14 protein-coding genes are annotated in these 21124 nt (G+C 42.7%); 11 read left to right on the top strand and 3 right to left on the bottom strand.

Annotated features, from left to right (window positions below):
• Nucleotides 1-14: 14 nt before the first annotated feature.
• The 3 genes from HMPREF9447_RS11160 (at nt 15) to HMPREF9447_RS11150 (ending at nt 5132) form a co-directional block, all read left to right on the top strand.
• Nucleotides 15-2057 (top strand): RagB/SusD family nutrient uptake outer membrane protein, encoded by a 2043-nt coding sequence (locus tag HMPREF9447_RS11160; protein ID WP_009129839.1) that lies wholly within the window; start codon nt 15-17, stop codon nt 2055-2057.
• A 21-nt stretch (nt 2058-2078) separates the two neighbouring features.
• Nucleotides 2079-3077: a DUF4973 domain-containing protein gene (locus HMPREF9447_RS11155; protein WP_009129838.1), complete on the top strand. Its 999-nt coding sequence runs from the start codon at nt 2079-2081 to the stop codon at nt 3075-3077.
• Between the two features lie 108 nt (nt 3078-3185).
• On the top strand, nt 3186-5132 hold the full coding sequence (locus HMPREF9447_RS11150) for a family 43 glycosylhydrolase (RefSeq protein WP_148374808.1): 1947 nt from the start codon (nt 3186-3188) through the stop codon (nt 5130-5132).
• Between the two features lie 150 nt (nt 5133-5282).
• On the opposite strand, the gene HMPREF9447_RS11145 is transcribed toward HMPREF9447_RS11150, so the two are convergent.
• Both HMPREF9447_RS11145 and HMPREF9447_RS29100 read right to left on the bottom strand, forming a co-directional pair.
• Complete coding sequence (locus HMPREF9447_RS11145; protein WP_009129836.1) at nt 5283-9068, bottom strand: hybrid sensor histidine kinase/response regulator transcription factor; 3786 nt, start codon at nt 9066-9068, stop codon at nt 5283-5285.
• 9 nt (nt 9069-9077) lie between these two features.
• The gene (locus HMPREF9447_RS29100) at nt 9078-9311 is read right to left on the bottom strand and encodes a two-component regulator propeller domain-containing protein (RefSeq protein ID WP_009129835.1); all 234 of its coding nucleotides are present in this window, start codon (nt 9309-9311) and stop codon (nt 9078-9080) included.
• A gap of 413 nt (nt 9312-9724) precedes the next feature.
• Between HMPREF9447_RS29100 and HMPREF9447_RS28440 the strand changes: the two genes are divergently transcribed.
• The 4 genes from HMPREF9447_RS28440 (at nt 9725) to HMPREF9447_RS11130 (ending at nt 12885) form a co-directional block, all read left to right on the top strand.
• Entirely contained in the window at nt 9725-9925 is a 201-nt protein-coding gene (locus tag HMPREF9447_RS28440; RefSeq protein WP_009129834.1) for a hypothetical protein, read from the top strand.
• Nucleotides 9922-11052 (top strand): aldose epimerase family protein, encoded by a 1131-nt coding sequence (locus HMPREF9447_RS11140; protein ID WP_009129833.1) that lies wholly within the window; start codon nt 9922-9924, stop codon nt 11050-11052. The genes HMPREF9447_RS28440 and HMPREF9447_RS11140 overlap by 4 nt, the downstream gene beginning before the upstream one ends.
• A gap of 31 nt (nt 11053-11083) precedes the next feature.
• Nucleotides 11084-12064: a glycoside hydrolase family 43 protein gene (locus HMPREF9447_RS11135; protein ID WP_009129832.1), complete on the top strand. Its 981-nt coding sequence runs from the start codon at nt 11084-11086 to the stop codon at nt 12062-12064.
• A gap of 110 nt (nt 12065-12174) precedes the next feature.
• The gene (locus HMPREF9447_RS11130; RefSeq protein ID WP_009129831.1) at nt 12175-12885 is read left to right on the top strand and encodes a DNA alkylation repair protein; all 711 of its coding nucleotides are present in this window, start codon (nt 12175-12177) and stop codon (nt 12883-12885) included.
• Here HMPREF9447_RS11130 and HMPREF9447_RS11125 read toward each other — a convergent pair.
• The gene (locus HMPREF9447_RS11125) at nt 12872-13507 is read right to left on the bottom strand and encodes a DUF6266 family protein (RefSeq protein WP_009129830.1); all 636 of its coding nucleotides are present in this window, start codon (nt 13505-13507) and stop codon (nt 12872-12874) included. The two genes, HMPREF9447_RS11130 and HMPREF9447_RS11125, sit on opposite strands and share 14 nt — an antisense overlap.
• Nucleotides 13508-14053: 546 nt before the next feature.
• On the opposite strand from HMPREF9447_RS11125, the gene HMPREF9447_RS11120 reads away from it, so the two are divergent.
• The 4 genes from HMPREF9447_RS11120 (at nt 14054) to HMPREF9447_RS11105 (ending at nt 21117) form a co-directional block, all read left to right on the top strand.
• Nucleotides 14054-17986: an AlbA family DNA-binding domain-containing protein gene (locus HMPREF9447_RS11120; RefSeq protein WP_009129829.1), complete on the top strand. Its 3933-nt coding sequence runs from the start codon at nt 14054-14056 to the stop codon at nt 17984-17986.
• A gap of 236 nt (nt 17987-18222) precedes the next feature.
• On the top strand, nt 18223-19257 hold the full coding sequence (ruvB, locus tag HMPREF9447_RS11115; protein ID WP_009129828.1) for a Holliday junction branch migration DNA helicase RuvB: 1035 nt from the start codon (nt 18223-18225) through the stop codon (nt 19255-19257).
• 22 nt (nt 19258-19279) lie between these two features.
• A complete protein-coding gene (locus HMPREF9447_RS11110) occupies nt 19280-19639 on the top strand; it encodes a four helix bundle protein (protein ID WP_009129827.1) in 360 nt (119 codons plus the stop codon).
• A gap of 32 nt (nt 19640-19671) precedes the next feature.
• Nucleotides 19672-21117, top strand: coding sequence for a lipopolysaccharide biosynthesis protein (locus HMPREF9447_RS11105; RefSeq protein ID WP_009129826.1), 1446 nt, complete (start codon nt 19672-19674; stop codon nt 21115-21117).
• Nucleotides 21118-21124: the final 7 nt, after the last annotated feature.

Here is a 21124-nt window from a genome sequence, read left to right as displayed (position 1 = left end):
TTAAAATCGTATATATGAAAAATAAATATACTTTAATGTCCGCTGTTTGCGTTTTGGCCTTTGTTCTAACTTCTTGTGCGGATACTTTAGATGCTGACCATTATTTTAAAGACCGAATGACGATTGAAGAAGTTTTTACGGACAGAGATTACTCGGAACAATGGCTGGCAAATGCATACTATTATCTGACTATCAACAATACTGATGTGTCCAGTAAGAAATATAATCCGTTCTGTTTTGCAGATGATATGTATTATGGCGACACCGACGACCGTTACAAACGATTGAAGAACGGTGATTATGATGAAAATTTTCTGCAAGGTAGTTGGATTGATGCTTATAAAGGCATCCGGCAGGCTTCCATCTTTATTCTGAATATTGACATGAATGAGCAGATGACTCCCGAAGAACGTGCCGATTATAAGGCTCAAGCCCGCTTTGTACGAGCTTATTTCTACTGGTTACTGTTACGTAAATACGGTCCTGTGCCTTTGATTCCGGATGAAGGAATTGATTATACGAAGGAATATGATGAATTGGGACTTCCCCGTAATTCGTATGATGAATGTGTCGAGTATATTAGTAATGAAATGCTGTTGGCTGCTAAAGATCTTCCGTTATCACGAAGCGCCTTATACATTGCACGTCCAACGCGTGGTGCGGCACTGGCTACTCGTGCCAAAGCGTTGCTGTACGCCGCCAGTCCCATCAACAATCCTCGTCCGGGTGATCAGGAGAAATTTTCTGATTTGGTGAATTGGGATGGCAAACATCTGATTGCGCAAGAATATGACGATAAAAAGTGGGCTATTGCCGCTGCGGCCGCTCGTGATGTGATGGAATTGGGCCGTTATGATTTGTATCATGCAGGATTGCGCCGGCCAGAAAGTGCAATGTCGGGTTTCCCTGCAACGATTACTCCACCGGATGATGGTGACTTCTCTAATAACTTATGGCCGAATGGTTGGAAAGATATCGACCCGTTTGAGTCCTATCGTGCTATCTTCAATGGTTCGTTGGCTGCTTCCGATAATCCGGAACTGATTTTTACCCGTGGACAAAACCTTAAGGAAGAAAGTGTGTCGCAGATGGTATTATATCAGCTACCTCCTCTTGGCAATGGATTCAATACACACGGTATCACACAAAAACAATGTGATGCTTACTATATGAATAATGGTACGGATTGTCCGGGAAAGGATATGGAAATAGGGCGTGGAGATGGCAGTAAACGTGCTGAAGGTTTTGTAACTTGGGAAGAAGAAGCACAAAGGAAATATCCGGAACTGGATGTGCATGAGGAAGGGGTTTCCAAACAGTATGTGCAACGTGAGCCTCGTTTTTATGCATCGGTTGCTTTCAATGGTTCTACTTGGTATTTCCTGAACAGATCCCAGCAGCATGAAAAAAATCTGCAAGTATTTTATTATCGTGGTTCCGGTAATGGCTATACTAATACATCCTATTGGTTGCGCACAGGCATTGGAGTGAAGAAGTTTGTACATCCTAATGACTGCCACTGGGGCAATGACCCGTTGGTTACACAATATATCCAGAAGAAAGTGGACCCGGCAATCCGCTATGCAGACATCTTGTTGATGTATGCCGAAGCGTTGAATGAGGTGGATGGAACTTATAATATAGCTTCTTGGGATGGTGTAACAACCTACACTATTAAGCGTGATATTGATGAAATGAAGAGAGGCACTCGCCCGGTCCGTTGTCGTGCAGGACTTCCTGATTTCAAGGACTACGGAAACAAAGATGTGATGCGAGCCAATATCAAGCGTGAGCGCCAGATTGAATTGATGGGTGAGGGACAACGTTATTACGACTTACGTCGTTGGAAAGATGCGGAAGTAGAAGAATCATTGCCCATTTACGGCTGTAACACGCTGTTGACTGTTGATCAAAGAGAATTGTTCCATATCCCGGTAGAGGTAGCTTCCCTGCCTACTAACTTTTCGCGCAAAATGTACTTTTGGCCTATCAGCCATCAGGAGTTGAAGCGTAATAAAAAGCTGGTACAGAATCCGGGTTGGACGTATAATGAATAAATTTTTAATAAAAGATACATTATGAAGAAAATATATACTTGTATTGTGATGCTTGCCGCTGTTTTGCTGGGAACTTCTTGTAATGACGAGTGGACAGACGAACTGTATCAACAATATATTTCATTTAAATCACCTGTAGGTGATAACGGGGTGACCGATATTTATGTCAGATATAAAGAGAATGGTAAAGTAACTTATAAATTGCCGGTGGTTGTCAGTGGTAATACGGATAATGTAGCTAACCGCGAAGTTCATATTGCAGTAGATCCGGATACGTTGAAAATATTGAATGATGCACGTTTCGGACGTGAGGATCTTTACTTCAAGGAATTACAAAAAAGTAGTTATAGTTTCCCGGAGGTGGTGAATATTCCTAAAGGAGTGAATACTGTTACTGCGGATATTGATTTCTCATTGGGTGGGATTGACTTAGTGGATAAGTGGGTATTACCTTTGACGATTGTGGAGGATCCGTCGTACAATTATAAGAAAAATCCTCGTAAGAATTTCGCAAAAGCGTTGTTGCGTGTATTGCCTTTTAATGATTATTCTGGCAATTACAGTACTACTACGATGCAGGTATTCATAAAGAAATCTGACGGAACCTATGATATTAAAGATGCTATGGTAAAAAGTAATCGTATGGCTTATGTAGTAGATGACAATACGGTATTTTTTTATGCTGGATTGGTAGAAGAAGATCTGATTGACCGTGCGGCCTATAAAGTGTATTTTGAATTTGGAACAGGAAATGATAAGAGTCTGAAGTTGCATGCGGCTAATGAGAAGATTAAGTTTAAACCGGGCAAGGAAGCGTTTTTCTATTCTATCACAGAAAAGATGGACGATGAGAAACCCTACTTACTACATCGCTATGTGACATTTGATCTTGAATATGATTTTGTGGACTATACTTCTGCGCCTGGAGTAGAAATTCCGTATAAGGTAAAAGGTAGTTTGACACTTGAACGTAGAATCAATACTCAGATTCCAGATGAAGATCAGGCTATTGAATGGTAATAGGATATGGTATCGTAAATAGTGTATAAAAGGCTGGAACTTGTCTAAAATCAAATTATTTATGTTTAGACAAGTTATCTATAGGTAGAGCACACAAATTATTTATGTATGAAAAGACTGTATTACATTTCATTTTTTCTATTCCTTTCCATAATTCTTCCGAAAGGGATGGTTGCGCAAGAAAATGGTGCGCAGGCAAACGCCGGTGAAGCCCCCCGGGTAGTTTGCTATACACGCACAAAGGTAGCCACAAAGTTGGGCAATGCACTTCATTTGGGCTATAGCGAAGATGGACGGCATTACGTGGCGTTGAATAACGATGCCTGCGTAATGGCCCTCCGCAAGGTCGATAATGAGCCGGGACTTACGGAGGAACAAAAGATACCAGGAGTGATGAAAACCCTTACAGCCCCCTATTTATTCCGGATGAAAGAGGGCGGATTCGGTGTGGTGGCACTTCGTACTGATCAAAACGGTATATCAGATGTTTCAGCTACCGGCTCTTTCCTTTTCATCAAGAGCCGCGACTTGGTGCATTATGAACCGGAGCAGTTGTGCCGCTTGCCGGTCAGCGAAATGTTGGAGGCGGTCTCTTGCGAATATGATGAGGCAGTGGGAAAATATCGCGTGCGGTGGATGATAAAAGGGAAAGTCTTTCAGAGCCATACGGCAGACTTTCTCCGGTTCTCTCCGGTAAAAGCAGTTCCTAAGCTGGACGGAGTACAGGAAAAGATTACCGGGAATCAGCGCAATTTCCTCAATGCCTGTTTCGGCAATTCGCTCGCACTGACCGTAGAAGAAGGCAAGTATCTGAAAAACAAACTGGGACGGATTGTCAATGTGGGTGTCTTACCGTTGGAGATGTCCGTTCCGGTCTCACCGTCCGTCATTTCTGATATCCGGAAGAAGCGGGCAACCTTGCTCTATAGTGACGGAAGCCGGGCGGAGAAACGGGTGATATGGAATGAAGAGGATCTGAAAAGTCTTACTTCGGCCACTTCCGGCACCTATGCTGTCCGTGGAAAGATATTCCAATATTCATTCAACTATCCGGTATCAATGTCGAATTGCGCTGACCCCAATATCTTGTACTATCAAGGTAAATACTACATGGTATCTACTTACGAGGTAGAGTGGAACCGCATCCCCATCCGCTGCTCGGACACTCTGGATGGTCTGACTGATGCTAACCATCGTTGGAAAGAGGCTGTTCTGATTCAAGGAGAAGGGCCTCATTGGGCACCGGAACTGCACGTCATCGGCTCGCGTCTCTATATGTTGCTTGCCATCATTAAGGGAGACAAAGGTGTTCAGGCCTATATGATGCAGCTAAAGGAGAATGGTGACCCTATGAAACCGGAGGACTGGAGTACCCCCATCCGTGTGGTGAAATCCGACGGAAGTCCTATCTATACGGATGGAAAGACAGAAGGATTATCACTGGACATGACCTACATTGAAGATGGCGGAAAGTCTTATGTCTGCTGGTCGGACCGGAAGAAGTGCTTCGTGAACGGAAAGGACGTAGACCCGGGCCCTGTGCTACGCATCGCCACGGTTGACCCGAAAGAGCCCTGGAAGTTGACAAGCACTCCGTCTGTCATCGGTTCTGAAGCCTATAGCTGGTCGTTCTGCATCAGACCCTTGCAACTAGCTGAAGGTCCTTTTGTGCTGGAAAGTAAAGACGACAATATCTACATGGTATATTCCGGTGGAGGCGTTACCGGAGGCAATTACGAGGTAGGCATGCTCACAGCCCGCAAAGGCAGCAACCTGCTGGATCCAGCATCCTGGAGCAACTCGCCACGTCCCTGGATGAACAACGGTTCACCGGTTTCCCAAGTTGGTCCCGGACATAATTCATTTGTCAGGGATGAGTATGGAGATTTGTACAATGTCTATCACAGTGGGCATCGACCACGTCATACCAGTGTATGTCCCGTTCACTTCCGTTTCGATGGTTCACCTGTCATCGACATGGCACCCTACGAAGAAGTGAATCCTAATCTCCAGCAAGTGGAGATGCGCGTTCGTTTGATTTCACCTTCAAAATGAAATAATAATAGTTTGTCAAGTTTTGAAATCTGACGAAGTTCACGCTTGCTATAGTTTTCCAGATTAATAGTAAATACGTGCTTTGACAACAAACAGGAGGGTATCCGAAAGGATACCCTCTTGTTCTTTTACTTGATTTTTTGCTTACTTTTATTGTTGCGGGGCTTTTCCATGACTCTTTATGAAGTCTTTTGGCAATATTCCGAATTGTCTCTGAAAAGTTTTGGAAAAGTAAGATAGAGAACGGATTCCTATAAGCATACATATTTCGCTGATTTGATAATTGCCTTCTGATAAAAGTTCGGCTGCTCTTTTTAATCGTATGATGCGTATAAAGTCACCGGGAGTCATTTCTGTAATTCCTTTGATTTTTCTATGCAGGTTGGTGCGACTCATATGCATTTCTTCAGCCAGGTTATCTACGTTGAAATTTTCATTTTCTATATTTTGCTTGATGATATCCGTCATCTTGTTCAGAAACTTTTCATCGGCCTTATTTTGTGCCATAGTACTGGTGGCGATGTAGGGGCTATTGGCAAAATTTTGTCTGAGTTTCATTCTACTTTCCAGTAAGTTTTCTATTTGTACCAATAGGTGTGGCATAGCAAAAGGTTTCTCAATGTAGGCGTCAGCACCGATTTTCAGTCCTTCGATCTTATTACCCAGAGTTGTTTTGGCTGTTAGCATGATGAAGGGTATATGGCATGTTTCCAAGTTTGTTTTAATCGTTTTGCATAGTTCTAATCCATCCATCAGAGGCATCATAACGTCTGAAATAATGAGGCTGATGATTTCAGTCTTCAATATATCTAATGCTTCTATTCCATTTCCTGTTTTGAATACCCGGTAGTATTTACTTAATTGGTTACTAAGGAATGTTTGTAGTTCTTCATTGTCTTCCACGATGAGCACGGTTCCTTTAGTAGAGGATGAAGTATCTGACATCAGGAATGATTCCTCTTTTTCTTCCTTGATACTCTCTGCTATCGGTGGAGTGGTGTCAGTGGTCTGTGCATCAGCAGAGATGTTGGTAGGTATCTGTACAACGAATGAAGTGTCTTTAGCCTCTTCGTCAAGATATAGCTTCCCATTGTGCAGTTGCACCAATGAAGTTGCTAGTGTGAGTCCGATTCCTGATCCCGGTTGTACAGGTTGATTAGTATCTCTTATCTGGAAGAAAGCTTCAAAGATACTTTCTCTCATATCTGCCGGAATGGGTTTTCCGTCGTTCTTCACCGTTATCCCAAAACAATGTGTTTCTTCATTAACCGAGAGTATGACTTTGATATAAGTAGAAGAATACTTGATGGCGTTATTAAAAAGATTACTGCATACTTTAGTGATGGCTTCTTCATCGACAAATGCAATAATGGTCTGTTCTGGACATTCTAGCGTCATGTCCAGATGCTTTTGTCTGGCAATTGGCATAAAACGATTATATGTATTAATCACTATGGCATTTATGTTTTTCATTTTTAGCGATAAAGTGAATGCTTTTGACTCTATTTTCCGGAAATCGAGCAGTTGGTTAACCAAAACCAATAGTCGGTCTGTATTTCTTTCCATCGTTGTTAGATTCTCTTTTATTTCCTGTTCGTTAGGTTGAGAGCTCAGAATATAGTCGAGTGGTGCCTTTATCAAAGTAATCGGTGTTCGTATCTCGTGTGCAATATTTGTGAAGAAGTCTATTTTTGCCTTATAAATTTCTTCTTTTCTCATTTGCTCTTGATGTGCCATCTTTTCTTCTACTTGCTTTTTCTTTTTATTTGCATAGAACCGCAGTATGATGAAGAGGATACTGATAATAATGACGGCATACAACGCATAAGCCCAGGTAGTTTGCCATAATGGAGGAATTATGTTAATCTTGATTTGAGTCTCTTCTTTGTTCCATTCATGTCCATCTTTGGAATATTTAATGCGGAAAGTGTAATTACCTGGTGGTATACTGTTGTAAGATATCCGGGTGATATTGTCTACATAGTTCCATTTAGGGTCGATTCCTTCCAACTGGTAAGCATATTTCCCGTTTCTTTCGGTCGAATAGTTTAATGAGGAGAAACTGAAACTGAAAGTGGCTTGGTCATAGTTAAGCCGGATGGCTTCCGCATAAGGCATTGCCTTATCCAGAATAGGTTTAATGCTATCCACCTTGACTTCCTTGTTGAAAATATAAAACCCGGTCAGGACAACAGAATATTTATTCTTGTTAGGGCGGAAGTTTTTAGGATTGAATGCGACGAATCCATTTATACTTCCAAAATAAAGTGTGCCATCCTGAGTCTTGATACCCGAGTTATAGTTAAATTGTTTGCTTTGTAGCCCGTTAGTCAGGTTATACAGGGCTTCGACTGTCATTGTTTTCGGATTAAAGTCTACTAGGCCGTTATTGGTACTTAGCCAGAGATGGTGGTTGTCATCTTCCACAATTGTATAAATAACGTTACTGGGGAGACCATGTTGGGTTGTGACGCGAGTAAAGCTTTCGGTAGTATCATCATACCGGCAGAAACCGCCGTCTTCAGAGCCAAACCACAGATATTGCTTGCTGTCCTCGAAGATACAGGTGATGCGGTCGTAACAGAGGCTATAAGGATTCTCCTCGTCGTACCGGAATTCTTTGATCTTTTCGTCTTTAGGGTTATATCTGATAGCTCCTCTGTTGTAAGTGGTAAACCAAATATATCCGTTCTTATCCTCTAATATATCACTGATAAATGTCCCTCTGATTTTATCAAAGACCTTGAAACCATCAAGCTCAGGCACATAGGTGTATATGCCGCTGCTTGAGCATATCCATATTGTGTTTCTCTTGTCGGTATAGATAGCAAATATATCATTATTATCAATAGAATTGGGTTGGTCGGTTTTTTCGTAATGTTTGTATTGTTTGGTTTTCAAGTCCAATACGTCGATTCCTTTGCTGAAAGTGCCGATCCACAGTTTATCCTGTGATAGATTCAGGCACTGAATATTCGTAAAAGAAATATTCAGTGGCTTGGTATGGGTGGATATGTGAGTGAAAGTGCTGTTGCTTATGTCGTAATAGTTCAGCCCATTATCTTCCGTTGCTATCCATAAATTGCCGCGTTCATCGCTGACAAATTCTCTGACCCGATTGCCGCTGACTGAATTTTTATATGCTATGGGATAGAAATTCTCAAAATAAGAATAATGCGGCGGAATATAGTCTACGCCACCGAAATAACTGCCTATCCATATTCCGCCCTCTCTATCTTTGAAAATAGAATATATGGCATTGTCCGAAAGTGACTGGTTGTTAAAAACTTCATGGGTAATATGTTGTTTGATGTCGCCATTCAGAATGTATATACCGCTTTCTGTCCCAATCCAGTATTCTGATTCGGATATCCGTTTAATGTCCCTTACGAATAAATTCGAATCTATAATCTTTGGATCGATATTCTCGTTGATGCTTACCTTTCTTGAAGTACCGGCAGTTTTATTGATTACATAAAGTCCTCTGTTCATGGTACCTAAAAGGATAGAATCGTTTTTGTAATCGCTGATGGCAGTCGGTGTATCATTGCTTTTATGTATAAAGGTTATCTTTTCTGTTTCGGCATTATAACTGAAAATGCCGGCTCTTGGGAAACCAATATATGCCACTCCATTATTGTCAATGTATAGCGCGGAGGGATTATGTGCATTATGTGCCCCGAACTTGTCACTTATTCGATATAGTTTATCTTCTTTTATCTGATAAAGGAACAAATCCGGTCCTGCCAAAATCCATATTCTGTTATTCTCTTTATCAATAATGATTTTATTGACGCTACCTTCAATTCCTTTTTGGTTTTCGGTTTTCGCATTGAAACTAGAGAAATTCTCAGTGAAGGGATTATAGAGGAAGATTCCTTTGTCGGTGGCAATCCAAAGAGTTTTATCCGAATCTTCGGCAATGGAGTAGATCATACTGTTTTTTTAATCTTTGGATGAACTGCCTCGCTGGTAGACTTTGAAGTCATAACCATCAAACCGGTTTAATCCGTTTTTGGTTCCCAACCAGATAAAACCTTTGCTATCCTGAAAGATGCTCATAACAGTATTCTGGGATAGCTTAGAATTAATGTTATAATGCTTGAAGGAGTAAGTGGTCGAAATGGCATTTTCAAGACAAAGCATTGAGAACAGTAGTAAAAATGTGATGTACTTCATAGATATAAGTTTTTTCGTTACGCAAATTTATAGAAATTGAGCCATATATTTTATGAATCGAATAGAATTAATGCATTGAAATTGTACATATAATGAATTATGAGAGAATAGTGCTAAAAAAGGCAGAATAGAATTGTTGTGAAAGCGAATAACATTGAAAATGAATTTGATAGAATAAAGTAAAAGGATGGAAAAAAGCTATTTTTTGGTGTTAAAGTGTTAATGATTTAGCTAAAAACCTGCATACATTTGCGATATCAACCAGGCAAGATTTTATGGGTTTATTTTTGGGGGTAGTAGGTTTTAGATGAAGTAAAGAAGGTATAGATTGGGAACGTGTGTTTTGATAACTGGAAGAAATGAAAAGCTTATTTGAAGAAATGAAATAATCAATAATAAAAAAATAAAAACCAATGAAAAAATTATGCTTATGGCTGATTTGTACGATGTTGTTTGTTATGACTGGTTGTGCAAATACAAAAAGGAAAGTAGAAGTAAACAAGGAGACAGATACATTTACGAACCCTTTTATTTTTGCTGATGTGCCCGATGTGGATGTGATACGTATAAACAGCGATTACTTCTGCTATGCTAAACAATGTGAGAGGCCATGAAGAAATTAGTTTTTTGGGGGTGTGTAGCCTTAATGGTTGCATGCACTACAGGTCAAAAAGAAGATTTGACGGCATCGGGCCTGAAACGGAGCCACTTTCAGACAGAAGTGAATGGAAAGAAAATAAATCTATTTATTCTGAAAAATAAGAATGGCATGGAGGTATGTGTCACTAACTTCGGAGGGCGTATCGTTTCTGTGCTGGTACCGGACAAGGAGGGTGTGATGCGTGATGTCGTATTGGGATTTGATTCTATACAGGACTATCTGAGATTTCCTTCTGACTTTGGTGCGACCATAGGGCGTTATGCTAATCGTATTAATCAGGGGCGTTTTGTTTTGGATGGCATAGAATACCAGTTGTTGCAGAATAATTACGGGCATTGCCTGCACGGTGGTCCGAGAGGTTTTCAATATCGTATTTTCAATGGTATACAAAAGAATGATAAGGAGTTGGAATTGACTTACCTGTCAAAAGATGGTGAGGAGGGATTCCCTGGTAATCTGAATTGCAAGGTGACCATGAAGCTGACAGATAACAATGCAATTAATATCAGATATGAAGCTGAGACAGATAAACCGACTATTGTTAATATGACTAACCACTCTTACTTCAATCTTGACGGCAATCCCTCTAAGAATAATTCGGATTATTTGTTAACTGTAAATGCTGATTATTATACTCCGGTGGACAGTACGTTTATGACCATTGGTGAACTGGCAATGGTGGACGGAACCCCTATGGATTTCAGGACTCCTGCAACGATTGGCAGCCGCATAAACCAGAATTTCGAACAATTGAAAAAAGGAAATGGTATCGATCATAACTGGGTGCTGAACACAAAGGGAGATATCACTCGCTCCTGCGCTACACTTGAATCTCCCGCAACGGGTATTATATTGGATGTTTATACCAACGAACCGGGTATTCAGGTTTATTGCGGAAACTTTCTGAATGGGACGCTGACCGGAAAGAAAGGCATAGTGTATAATTTCCGTGCCGCAGTTTGTCTGGAGACGGATAAATATCCCGATACTCCCAATAAACCCGAGTGGCCATCGGCTGTGTTGAGGCCGGGTGAGAAGTATAATACAGAATGTATTTATAAATTCTCCGTACGTAAATAAATTACTGTGTACATTTGATAATAAAAGAATTATGAAGAATATAAGATTTATATGTTATATTATTTTGAGCATGCTTGCAGGAGGCTATGTTGCTAAGGCACAGACTACCCGGAATGCTCCGGAAGTAGAACAGGTACTTTTTGCCGATCCTTTCATCTTCTACTACGATGGACTCTATTATGCCTATGGAACTTCTTCCTTTGATGGTATTGAGGCCCTGGTCTCTACCGATCTGGAATATTGGGAAGTTCCGGGAGGAGGTAAACGACACTTGGCTCTGCATAAAGAAGATGTTTATGGTGAGACTTGGTTCTGGGCCCCTGAAGTCTACAAGGTGAATGATAAATTCTACATGTACTATTCGGGTGACGAGCGTATTTGTGTGGCTATGTCCGATTCTCCGTTGGGACCTTTCAGGCAAGTGGAGAAAAAGCCGATGCTGGATGAGAAAGCAATAGACCATACACTTTTCATAGATGACGATGGCAAAGCTTATCTTTTCTTTGTCCGTTTCAATGATGGGTTGAATGTGTGGGTAGCTGAGCTTGAAAAAGACTTGGTAACCTTGAAAGAAAAAACACTGCATCACTGCATTAAAACTTCCCAACCTTGGGAGAATACGTGCGGAGGTGTTAACGAGGGACCTTTCGTTATCAAGCACGAGGGATGCTACTACATGACTTACTCGGCTAACAGCTTTGCATGTCAGGACTATGGAATCGGTTGTGTTACTGCTACTGACATTATGGGAAAATGGATCAAATATGATGAAAACCCCTTGTTGCAGAATGCAAAAGGTCTGGTAGGAATAGGGCATAATGCGCTTTTTACGGATAAAGATGGTAAATTGCGTATTGTTTATCATGCCCATAAGGATAAGAGAAACATTCATCCCCGAGCCATGTATATAGGTGATGTTTACTTTAAAAGAGTAAGAGGGGTAGACCGGATGAGAATAAGTAAGGAGCATATCGTGCCCAGAATATCCCGTACTAACCAGCACCGGAAGTAGAATATTTGTTTTTCCAAAATATGAATTGCACGAATTATGCGAGTCTTCTTCATGTTTTATGAAGTAAAGAGTATCTTTGCGTAATTCGTGTAATTTGTATTCAGTAACTCATGAAAGATAAGCAAAAAGCAAAAGAAATCCAGCAAGAGCTGGAGCAATACATTGACCCTGTGAAGCGGGCATATCTCCCCAATTTCTTTAAAACCGGAAAGGGGCAATACGGTGAAGGTGATAAATTCCTCGGTATTGTGGTCCCCAACACTCGTATCGTGGCAAAGCGCCATAAAGATGCGCCTTTTGAAGTGATGACTGAATTGCTGCAAAGTGAATGGCACGAGTGCCGCCTCTGTGCCTTGCTGATGTTGGTGGAGCGTTTCAAGAAGTGCGATGAAAGCGGAAAAAAAGAAATATTCGATTTCTATCTGACTCAAACCGCCCGTATCAATAACTGGGATCTTGTGGACTTGTCAGCTCCGGGCATTGTGGGCGAATATCTCAAGGATAACCCACGTGATGTTCTCTATTGTCTGGCTGATAGCGATTTGCTTTGGGACCAGCGCATTGCGGTCGTATCTACCTATACATTAATCAAAAACAACGATTTCATCGATATATTGGCTCTGTCCGAACGGTTGCTTTATCATAAGCACGACCTGATGCAAAAGGCCGTGGGCTGGATGCTACGTGAGATGGGAAAGCGGGACAAGGACTTGCTGGTACAATTCCTTGAAAAGTACTGTAAGACGATGCCCCGCACTACGTTGCGCTATGCGATAGAGAAGTTTCCGGAGGATGAACGGAAAGAGTTCATGAAACGGTAAGTGGCAGGCATACACTATTAGCTACGCTTTCGTCAGTTGCGCTGCAAAAGCCCAGGTAGGCAATCAATGTATCGCTCTTCCAGTCTTTAGGCAATTGCAGTTCGGCTTTGCTATCTGTGCGCATGGCAGCAGCTGTATTATAAACTGCCAAATTTTTCTCTCTGTTGTACACCAATAACATGGCTGCATCCGTAGCCATGGCGTTTCCCTGTCCGCTGTTGTCCAGCCAGGTGAAAAGGGCTTTGTCTTCTTCTGCTGTCACTGCTGCGTTAAAAGCTTGTGTCAGGCTTCCGTGCGATACCAATACTTTATTAGGGTCTATCACTAATCCCTGAACGCTGTCCGTCAAGGCGTTTTTCATTACATAGGACATGGCGGCGTTGAAGGCTGTCTGTCTTTCCGCAAATTCCCGGTATCCGATACGTAAAAAAGGAGTAATTGTTCTGAGGAAGTTGAGCGCTACCTGAAATTTACTGCGTTGTCCTTGTTGTTTCTCAGTACGTGGATTGGTCATGTGTGCAGGACGGGTTCTCATGTAAGGCACACCTTTCCAGGTGCAACCTACCAAATTTCCTACTTTTCCAGTGAATTCGCCGAAAGCTCCTTGTTTGATTTTTCCCATGATGGTTCAATTTTTAATTGTTAATACATTGTTGTTTGTGAAGGAGGAGAGAAGCTTTGTTGCGAGCTTTCTTATTCTTCGTGCATTGCTTTTTGAGAAGTGTTGCATCACAAAGATATAAATAAACTTTTTCTTTTCTTTTGATTTGAGAAATTAATTTTCATGAATTTGCGGGTGTACGGAGAGGGGACATTAGATGTGGTGTTTCGTCATAGATATTGCTGACTTCAGTCATGGTTGCACCTTACCTTCTCCTTGTGTATAATAAGGAGTAGGTAGGGACTAAGTAAGGAGTAGGTAGGGAGAAGGTAAGAAGAAGATAGTAAATAAGTCCTTGTTGCTTTAACGGAAAAAAACGGTAATCTTGATGATTTTGGAGAATAATGTGATAGATATAGCTTGTAGTGAGATTTTCCATAGTATATTTGCACTTTATTTTAATTTATTCTCTCTTGAAAGATGAATTAATCTTGTCAATAGAGATGATGTTAATATTACATGTTACGTTTTTTTTGATTATTGGTTAAGATAAAAAGGATAAAAGGTATGGTGAGGACAAAGCTACAGAAAGGCGAAATTTATGAATTTCCGGTGAAGAGGAAACAGACGGAAAATTATAAGACCTATTATATAATCGTTGCCGAAGGAAGAGAATATGCTATCAGACTCTTTGAAGTTCAGAGGGAAGAGCCTCTCCCCAAAACACTCTCTTGTGTGGTGAATGATATTCGTGACGGGGTGCCGGTGATTCAGCAAAATACCGGAGCTCTGATACATAGGCTCTATGAAGTGGGAGAAGTCTATTCGTTTTGGGTGAGAAATGATTACACCAATATGCCTTTGCCTTATTATGAATTGGCAGATTGGAACGGACTGTATTTCAGATTGATGCATTATGGAAATGCCCGTCTGTCCATTCATCAAAGGGTCACTTGTGTCGTAAGGAACCTAAAAGGGCACAAACTTACCTTGGAATTGCTGCAAGATGTGGAAAAGGATATTCCGGAATTTTGGTTACCCGAAGAGTTGCTGGAAGCCATAGATGCATCCGATTACTTTGTACGCTGGGTGAAAAGACTTTTGCAGAAACTTCCGGAATTTGCCGAAACCCGTGAGGCCTTTGCCCATGGAGATAGCGAATGGTTGTTGATGGCTGTGAATGCGCTGGATGCTACCATTTTGGAGTGGCTGAAACCGGAGGGTAAACATGCCCGGATTTTGCTGGATTATTATCGGAGGGCGTGTCTCTATCTGCTTGAGGATTCTGATTATATCAGCGGATGTTTGCAGCGGCGTGAGGCTTATCAGAAACAACTGGTGCAAGCTGTTGAAAACGCTGATGTCTATAAAAAAGCGCTTGATCTCATTGCCGAAAGAGAGCATGTGATGTATATTGACAGGATACTGACAAAGATAAAGAAATCCGGTTTCCTGTATCAGGCAGAGAGTCATTTCCGCATCCTGGTCTGTCTTTTTTCGTTAGACAGGGAACTGATGCATACTAAAATTCGGACTATTCTCAATATTCTGATTGAAGGTGAGCCGAAGGTATGGCAGACCGAGACATTTTGCGGGCCGCTTCTCGACTTATTGGAACTGTACGTCAGCAAATACAAAGACATAACTCAGCGCGTTGCCTTTACCGAACAACCGGAAGCTAGGCAATACGTCAGCAATATGATTATGGCGTTGGCCTTCGAGCAATTACTGGTGACTGATAAGCCTGCTTTCGATCGTCGGTTGAATCGTGCTATGCTCTACCGTTATCTGACATTCGTCAAAGGAGGGGATTCGGCAGTTTTGTTGGAGAAAGCTTTCCGTTGTCTGACGGATGTCCGGCAGGAACAGCTGGAGTATGGATGGAGCGATGTGAGAGACATCACACTGCTGGTTCTTAAATTATCGTGTGCCGGCGGAAGGGATTCGGCAGGGGTTGTTGCTGTGAGTCAGAACTACGAAGGAAGGGATGTGCGGCTCTGCATCATGAACGATGTAGTGCAATTGATGCCTTTGCAGGGTGCGAAGAACCTTAAGAATGTATTGCTCGATCAACTTCTTCCTTGGCGCCAGTTTCGTGTGATGTTGGATAAGGGTATTTTGGGAAACTTTTGTCTGGATAAGAAAGATGTGATTGCTTATCATCAGATGTGGACGGAAATAGAATATTCGCTATTTCATAGTCCGAACGTGATGCCCTCACAGAAGAAGCGGCACAAGGTTCTGCCGGAGCCGGGCGATGAGGTCGTTATTCGCGTCTTGGAGCAGGATATTATCAATGCCGATTATTTCCATTGCCGGATAGAAGATGATACGTACAGGGGGAAGGGAACGCTGTGTTTGCGAAATGTGGTTCGATATGGGCTTCGTGTCGGGGTAGATGCTTTCTGCTCGGACAAGGGTAAGCCCTATTTGCTTAAGGCCGAGGTGCAGGGAGTGAATGAGAAAGGCGAATGTGTTTTCAGCTTGCTGGACACGTTGGCGCAATTTGTCCGTCAGGCGGTTAATGTGGGCGATGGAGTGCTCTGTAAAGTAACCGAATTCATGAACGGCAGCTATTATTGCATCAGTGATTACGGCTATTCTCTATTGGTGGGTCGCACAAAAGATATGCCCGATTTGAAGTCCGGAGATTACATCGAAGTGAAGGTTTCGGAGATAAAGGTAAACGGGACTGTGCAGGCGTATTTTGTGAAGCAGGTGATTGCCAATTTTACCGTGAGTGATGTGTTTGCCGACCTGATAGCCAGCTATGCCGGCGACTGTGTTTATGAAGAAGAAGAGGTTGACAAAGAGGATTCGAGTACGGAGGCGATGTTGGAAGATAGCTACATGATGGAACTGATATATATCATAGATAGTGTGGGCATGCTCGAAAAGGACCGGAAGGATACCTACAATTATCTGGCAATGGCACGCATCATGGCCTTACTCTCGGGACAGGATGACATGGCGGATTATTATGCAGAACATATGAAGTTTATCCGGATGCTGCAGCAATTCGCAATTAACGGCAGGCTGGATATGGAGCAACTGCAGGAACAAGAGAGTGTGGATGAGAATTTGCTGCGTAACTATCCGTTGTTGCAGACCCTGCTTGCCGAGGTCAGAGTGGTCGGTTGTCTGGACAGACCGGAAAAGAATGAATATTTGTGGAATGTCAGTCGGGCGGAGGAGTACAAGCAATTATCCGGATTGGCGCAACTGGTGCTGGCTTATAATATGCTGGAGAATTTTAATCTGAGTGCCCATCAGTCGGAGATTCGTAAGAAAATGATGGAACAGTTGCATTTGGATATTGATGTGCCGGTGGTTTACTCTTTCGGACAGGAAAGCCAGCATGTGGAGTTCAAGACGAGTATCGTTTATCCGCCTAAGAATGGCATGCGGCCCTTTCTGACGAAGCAAACGCAGGAGGTGATGCAGGTTATTTGCGGTTTTCTGAATGCCGAAGGCGGTACCCTCTATCTGGGTGTGAACAACCAGGGGGCGGCCGAAGGACTGAGCGATGATATTGCCTACTTTCAGGATAGCAAGGATAAGTTCGACCTGCATGTGCGAAACAGTATTGTGGCTTCCATGGGATTAGAAGCCAATGCCGGAATCTCAGCTTCCTATCTTCAGGCAGGAGACAGACTGGCCTATGCCCTCAACATCAAACCGTGCCCTCATCCGGTGAAGTGCAATGGCATATACTATCAACGGCAGGGAACGTCTACCTGGGTGCTGCAAGGCGATGCACTCGAAGCGTTTATCGGCAGCAGGTCCGAAGAAGAGAAGGCGGTTGTTCCGGCCGGTTTCCCCATAGCATCCCCGATAGAGCTTCCGGCTGGAACTTCCGTAGAGGAAACTCTGGCTGAGGAGGTTGAACCCATATTTCAGATTGCTACCGATCAGTTGCGTTCCAACGTTGTGCATAGCTATGAAGAGGGGTATGGCGAAAACACAATCGTATATCTGCATTTGCTGGAAAGCAACAATTATATGATAACACACGATGAGAGTTGGCGAAGTGACATCATGTTGTCATTGGCGATACACGATGATGAGAAGGACGGTTATCTGGTGATTGTGTACGAGAGTGGCAGAGTGCTGAAAGTACTTATAAATGAATTGTTGGGCCGTATTGAGAATCACGAATATAAGCGGTTTGCCCAAGAGAAAGTGGCCTTTGCTTGTCCGGTGGCAAAGGGAACAGGGGTGTTGCTGGTGCTCAATGATATGCAAGGGAAACCGGTTTTCCGTCTCGAAGACTTGAGCTGCATAAAGGAGAGCAATATGCTTTCGAAAGGAGAGTTCACTACTCATGTTCAGTTTGCAGGTGTGCTGCAATGCGGGCTTATTCCGGCTGCGGACAGAGAGAAGTTTAAGCGTATTTCAGACCAGAAATCCACTTATCTCGGACCGAATCTGATGACGGAATGGGGTATCCCGGAACGGGAAGAATTCAGGAAGATGGGCTTCAGACTGATGTTTGAATGATCAGGCAGACGACTGAATAAGATGTATGGTGAGCTAACAATAGACTTTATTATGGTGAATTAAATAATATTGGAGAGGGAGTGTAAGGGCAGAAGTGTTTGTGAAAAGAGTTAGCTTATAGGGATTATCTCAAAATAAATTAGTTATTTTGCAGGAGACGAATAAATAAGGATATGAGGCTCATCTGTTCGTTGAATGATGTTGATGATTGGCTGAAATAAGTTATATAATTAGTAATGGAACAAGAAGATTTTGACATACGCGACCAGCAACCGTTGACCAGTAGGGAACGCGATTTTGAGAACGCACTTCGTCCGTTGTCCTTTGAGGACTTCAGTGGACAGGACAAGGTGGTAGACAATCTGCGCATCTTTGTCAAGGCAGCTCGTCTGCGTGGCGAGGCACTGGACCATGTATTGCTGCACGGACCTCCGGGATTGGGAAAGACAACACTTTCAAATATTATTGCTAATGAACTGGGAGTAGGTTTCAAGGTTACTTCTGGTCCGGTGCTTGATAAACCGGGCGACTTGGCGGGGGTGCTTACTAGCCTGGAACCCAATGACGTGCTGTTTATTGATGAAATTCACCGTCTTTCTCCCGTGGTGGAAGAGTATCTGTACTCGGCGATGGAAGATTATCGCATTGACATCATGATAGACAAAGGCCCGTCTGCGCGGAGCATTCAGATAGACTTGAACCCGTTTACAATGGTGGGAGCCACTACCCGTAGCGGCTTGCTGACGGCTCCTTTGCGTGCCCGTTTTGGCATCAATCTGCATTTGGAATATTATGACGATGATGTGCTGAGTGGTATTATCCGCCGTTCGGCAGGGATATTGAACGTGCCTTGCTCTACGAGGGCGGCGGCGGAGATTGCCTCCCGCAGTCGCGGAACGCCGCGTATTGCGAATGCGTTGCTGCGCCGTGTGCGCGATTTTGCACAGGTGAAAGGTTCGGGCAGCATAGATACGGAGATTGCGAATTACGCTCTTGAAGCGCTGAATATAGATAAGTACGGGCTCGACGAAGTTGACAATAAGATACTTTGTACCATAATTGATAAGTTCAAGGGCGGTCCGGTAGGACTTACTACTATTGCTACGGCTTTGGGCGAGGATGCCGGAACCGTAGAAGAAGTATACGAACCGTTCCTGATAAAAGAAGGTTTCCTGAAACGTACTCCGCGCGGACGTGAAGTGACTGAGCTGGCATATAAACACCTGGGACGTAGTCTTTATAATAGTCAGCGTACGTTATTTAGTGATTAGGGCTTAGTGATAAGTGATTAGTATGGAGTACAGAAATGGAATATTGAAAGATAAAAGTAAAGCTTTTGCTATTCGTATTATAAAACTTTATCAATATTTGTCAGAGATTAAGAAAGAATATGTGATATCTAAACAGCTATTGCGCTCTGGAACAGCTGTAGGAGCTATGCAACGTGAGGGGGAATATGCTGAAAGTAAACTTGATTTTATTCATAAATATGCTATTGCACAAAAAGAATGTAGTGAGTCGATTTACTGGTTAGAATTATTGTATGAAACCTCGTATTTAAATATAGAGGAATATAATAGTATTTATGCAAATGCAGAAGAATTAATGAAATTATTAACGACTAGCATAAAGACAGCTAAGTCTCATTGCTAATCACTTATCACTAACCGTTAATCATTAATAAAGTGGCGGGATTAAAATCTTTAGCAAAAGAAACTGCTATTTATGGGGTGAGTAGTATTGTAGGACGTTTCCTCAATTATCTGCTGGTGCCTGTTTACACGATAGCTTTGCCTGCATCGTCGGGCGGCTATGGTGTGGTTACGAATATATATGCCTGGGTGGCATTGGTGTTGGTACTGCTTACGTGCGGTATGGAGACGGGATTCTTCCGTTTTGCTAATAAGGGAGAAGATGATCCGATGAGGGTGTATTCCACAACCTTATTGAGCGTTAGCTTTGGTTCGCTAATTTTTGTTGCTTTGGGATTACTGTTCCTGGAACCTATTGCCGGATGGCTGGAATATGGTGAACATCCTTGGTATATAGGCATGATGATGATTGTGGTGGCTATGGATGCTATTCAAAGTATTCCTTTTGCCTATCTGCGTTATAAGAAGCGTCCTATTAAGTTTGCAGCACTGAAACTGCTGTTTATCTTCCTCAATATTGCACTCAATCTCTTCTACTATGTCATTCTGAAAGGGAATGATGTAGGATATGCCTTCCTGTTCAATCTGATATGTACTTCGGTTGTAATGTTGTGCATGATACCTGAACTGAGAGGCTTTACCTATGTGCTGGACCGGGAACTGCTGAAACGGATGCTTCGTTATTCTCTGCCTTTGGTCATACTGGGTGTAGCCGGTATCCTCAATCAGGTGGCTGATAAGATTATCTTTCCTTTTGTCTACCCTGACGAGGCAGAGGCCACCGTGCAACTTGGCATTTACGGGGCTGCCAGTAAGATAGCCATGATTATGGCTATGTTTACCCAGGCATTCCGCTTTGCTTACGAACCTTTTGTATTTGGTAAGAGCAAGGAAAAAGACAGTCGTGAGATGTATGCTCAGGCGATGAAGTTCTTCATTATCTTTACGCTGCTGGCTTTCCTGGCAGTGATGTTTTATATGGATATTCTGCGCCACGTCATCGGGCGCGATTACTGGGATGGGCTGAGGGTAGTGCCTATCGTGATGGCGGCGGAAATCTTCATGGGCATTTACTTTAATCTCTCCTTCTGGTACAAACTGATTGATGAAACCCGTTGGGGAGCCTACTTCTCATTGACAGGCTGCACCATCCTGATACTGATGAATATCTTCCTGATACCGAAGTACGGTTATATAGCTTGTGCCTGGGCAGGTTTCACTGGCTATGGTGTTGCTATGTTGCTTTCCTACTTTGTCGGTCAGAAAAAGTATCCGATACAGTACGATCTGAAAGCAATCGGGATGTACGTCCTTCTGGCGGCTGTGCTTTATGTGGCAGCCGAGTATGTGCCGATAGACAACATCTACCTGCGCATGGCGTACCGCACCGTACTATTGTTGCTGTTCATTGCTTATGTTGTGAAGCGTGATTTGCCACTTGGGCAGATCCCTGTCTTAAACCGTTTCATCCGAAAATAATAGTGCT

The sequence above is a fragment of the Bacteroides oleiciplenus YIT 12058 genome (assembly GCF_000315485.1).
GTDB classification, from domain to species: Bacteria; Bacteroidota; Bacteroidia; order Bacteroidales; family Bacteroidaceae; genus Bacteroides; species Bacteroides oleiciplenus.
Note: the sequence above shows the minus strand (reverse complement) of the source record. Positions and strands in the feature narration are given on the sequence as shown.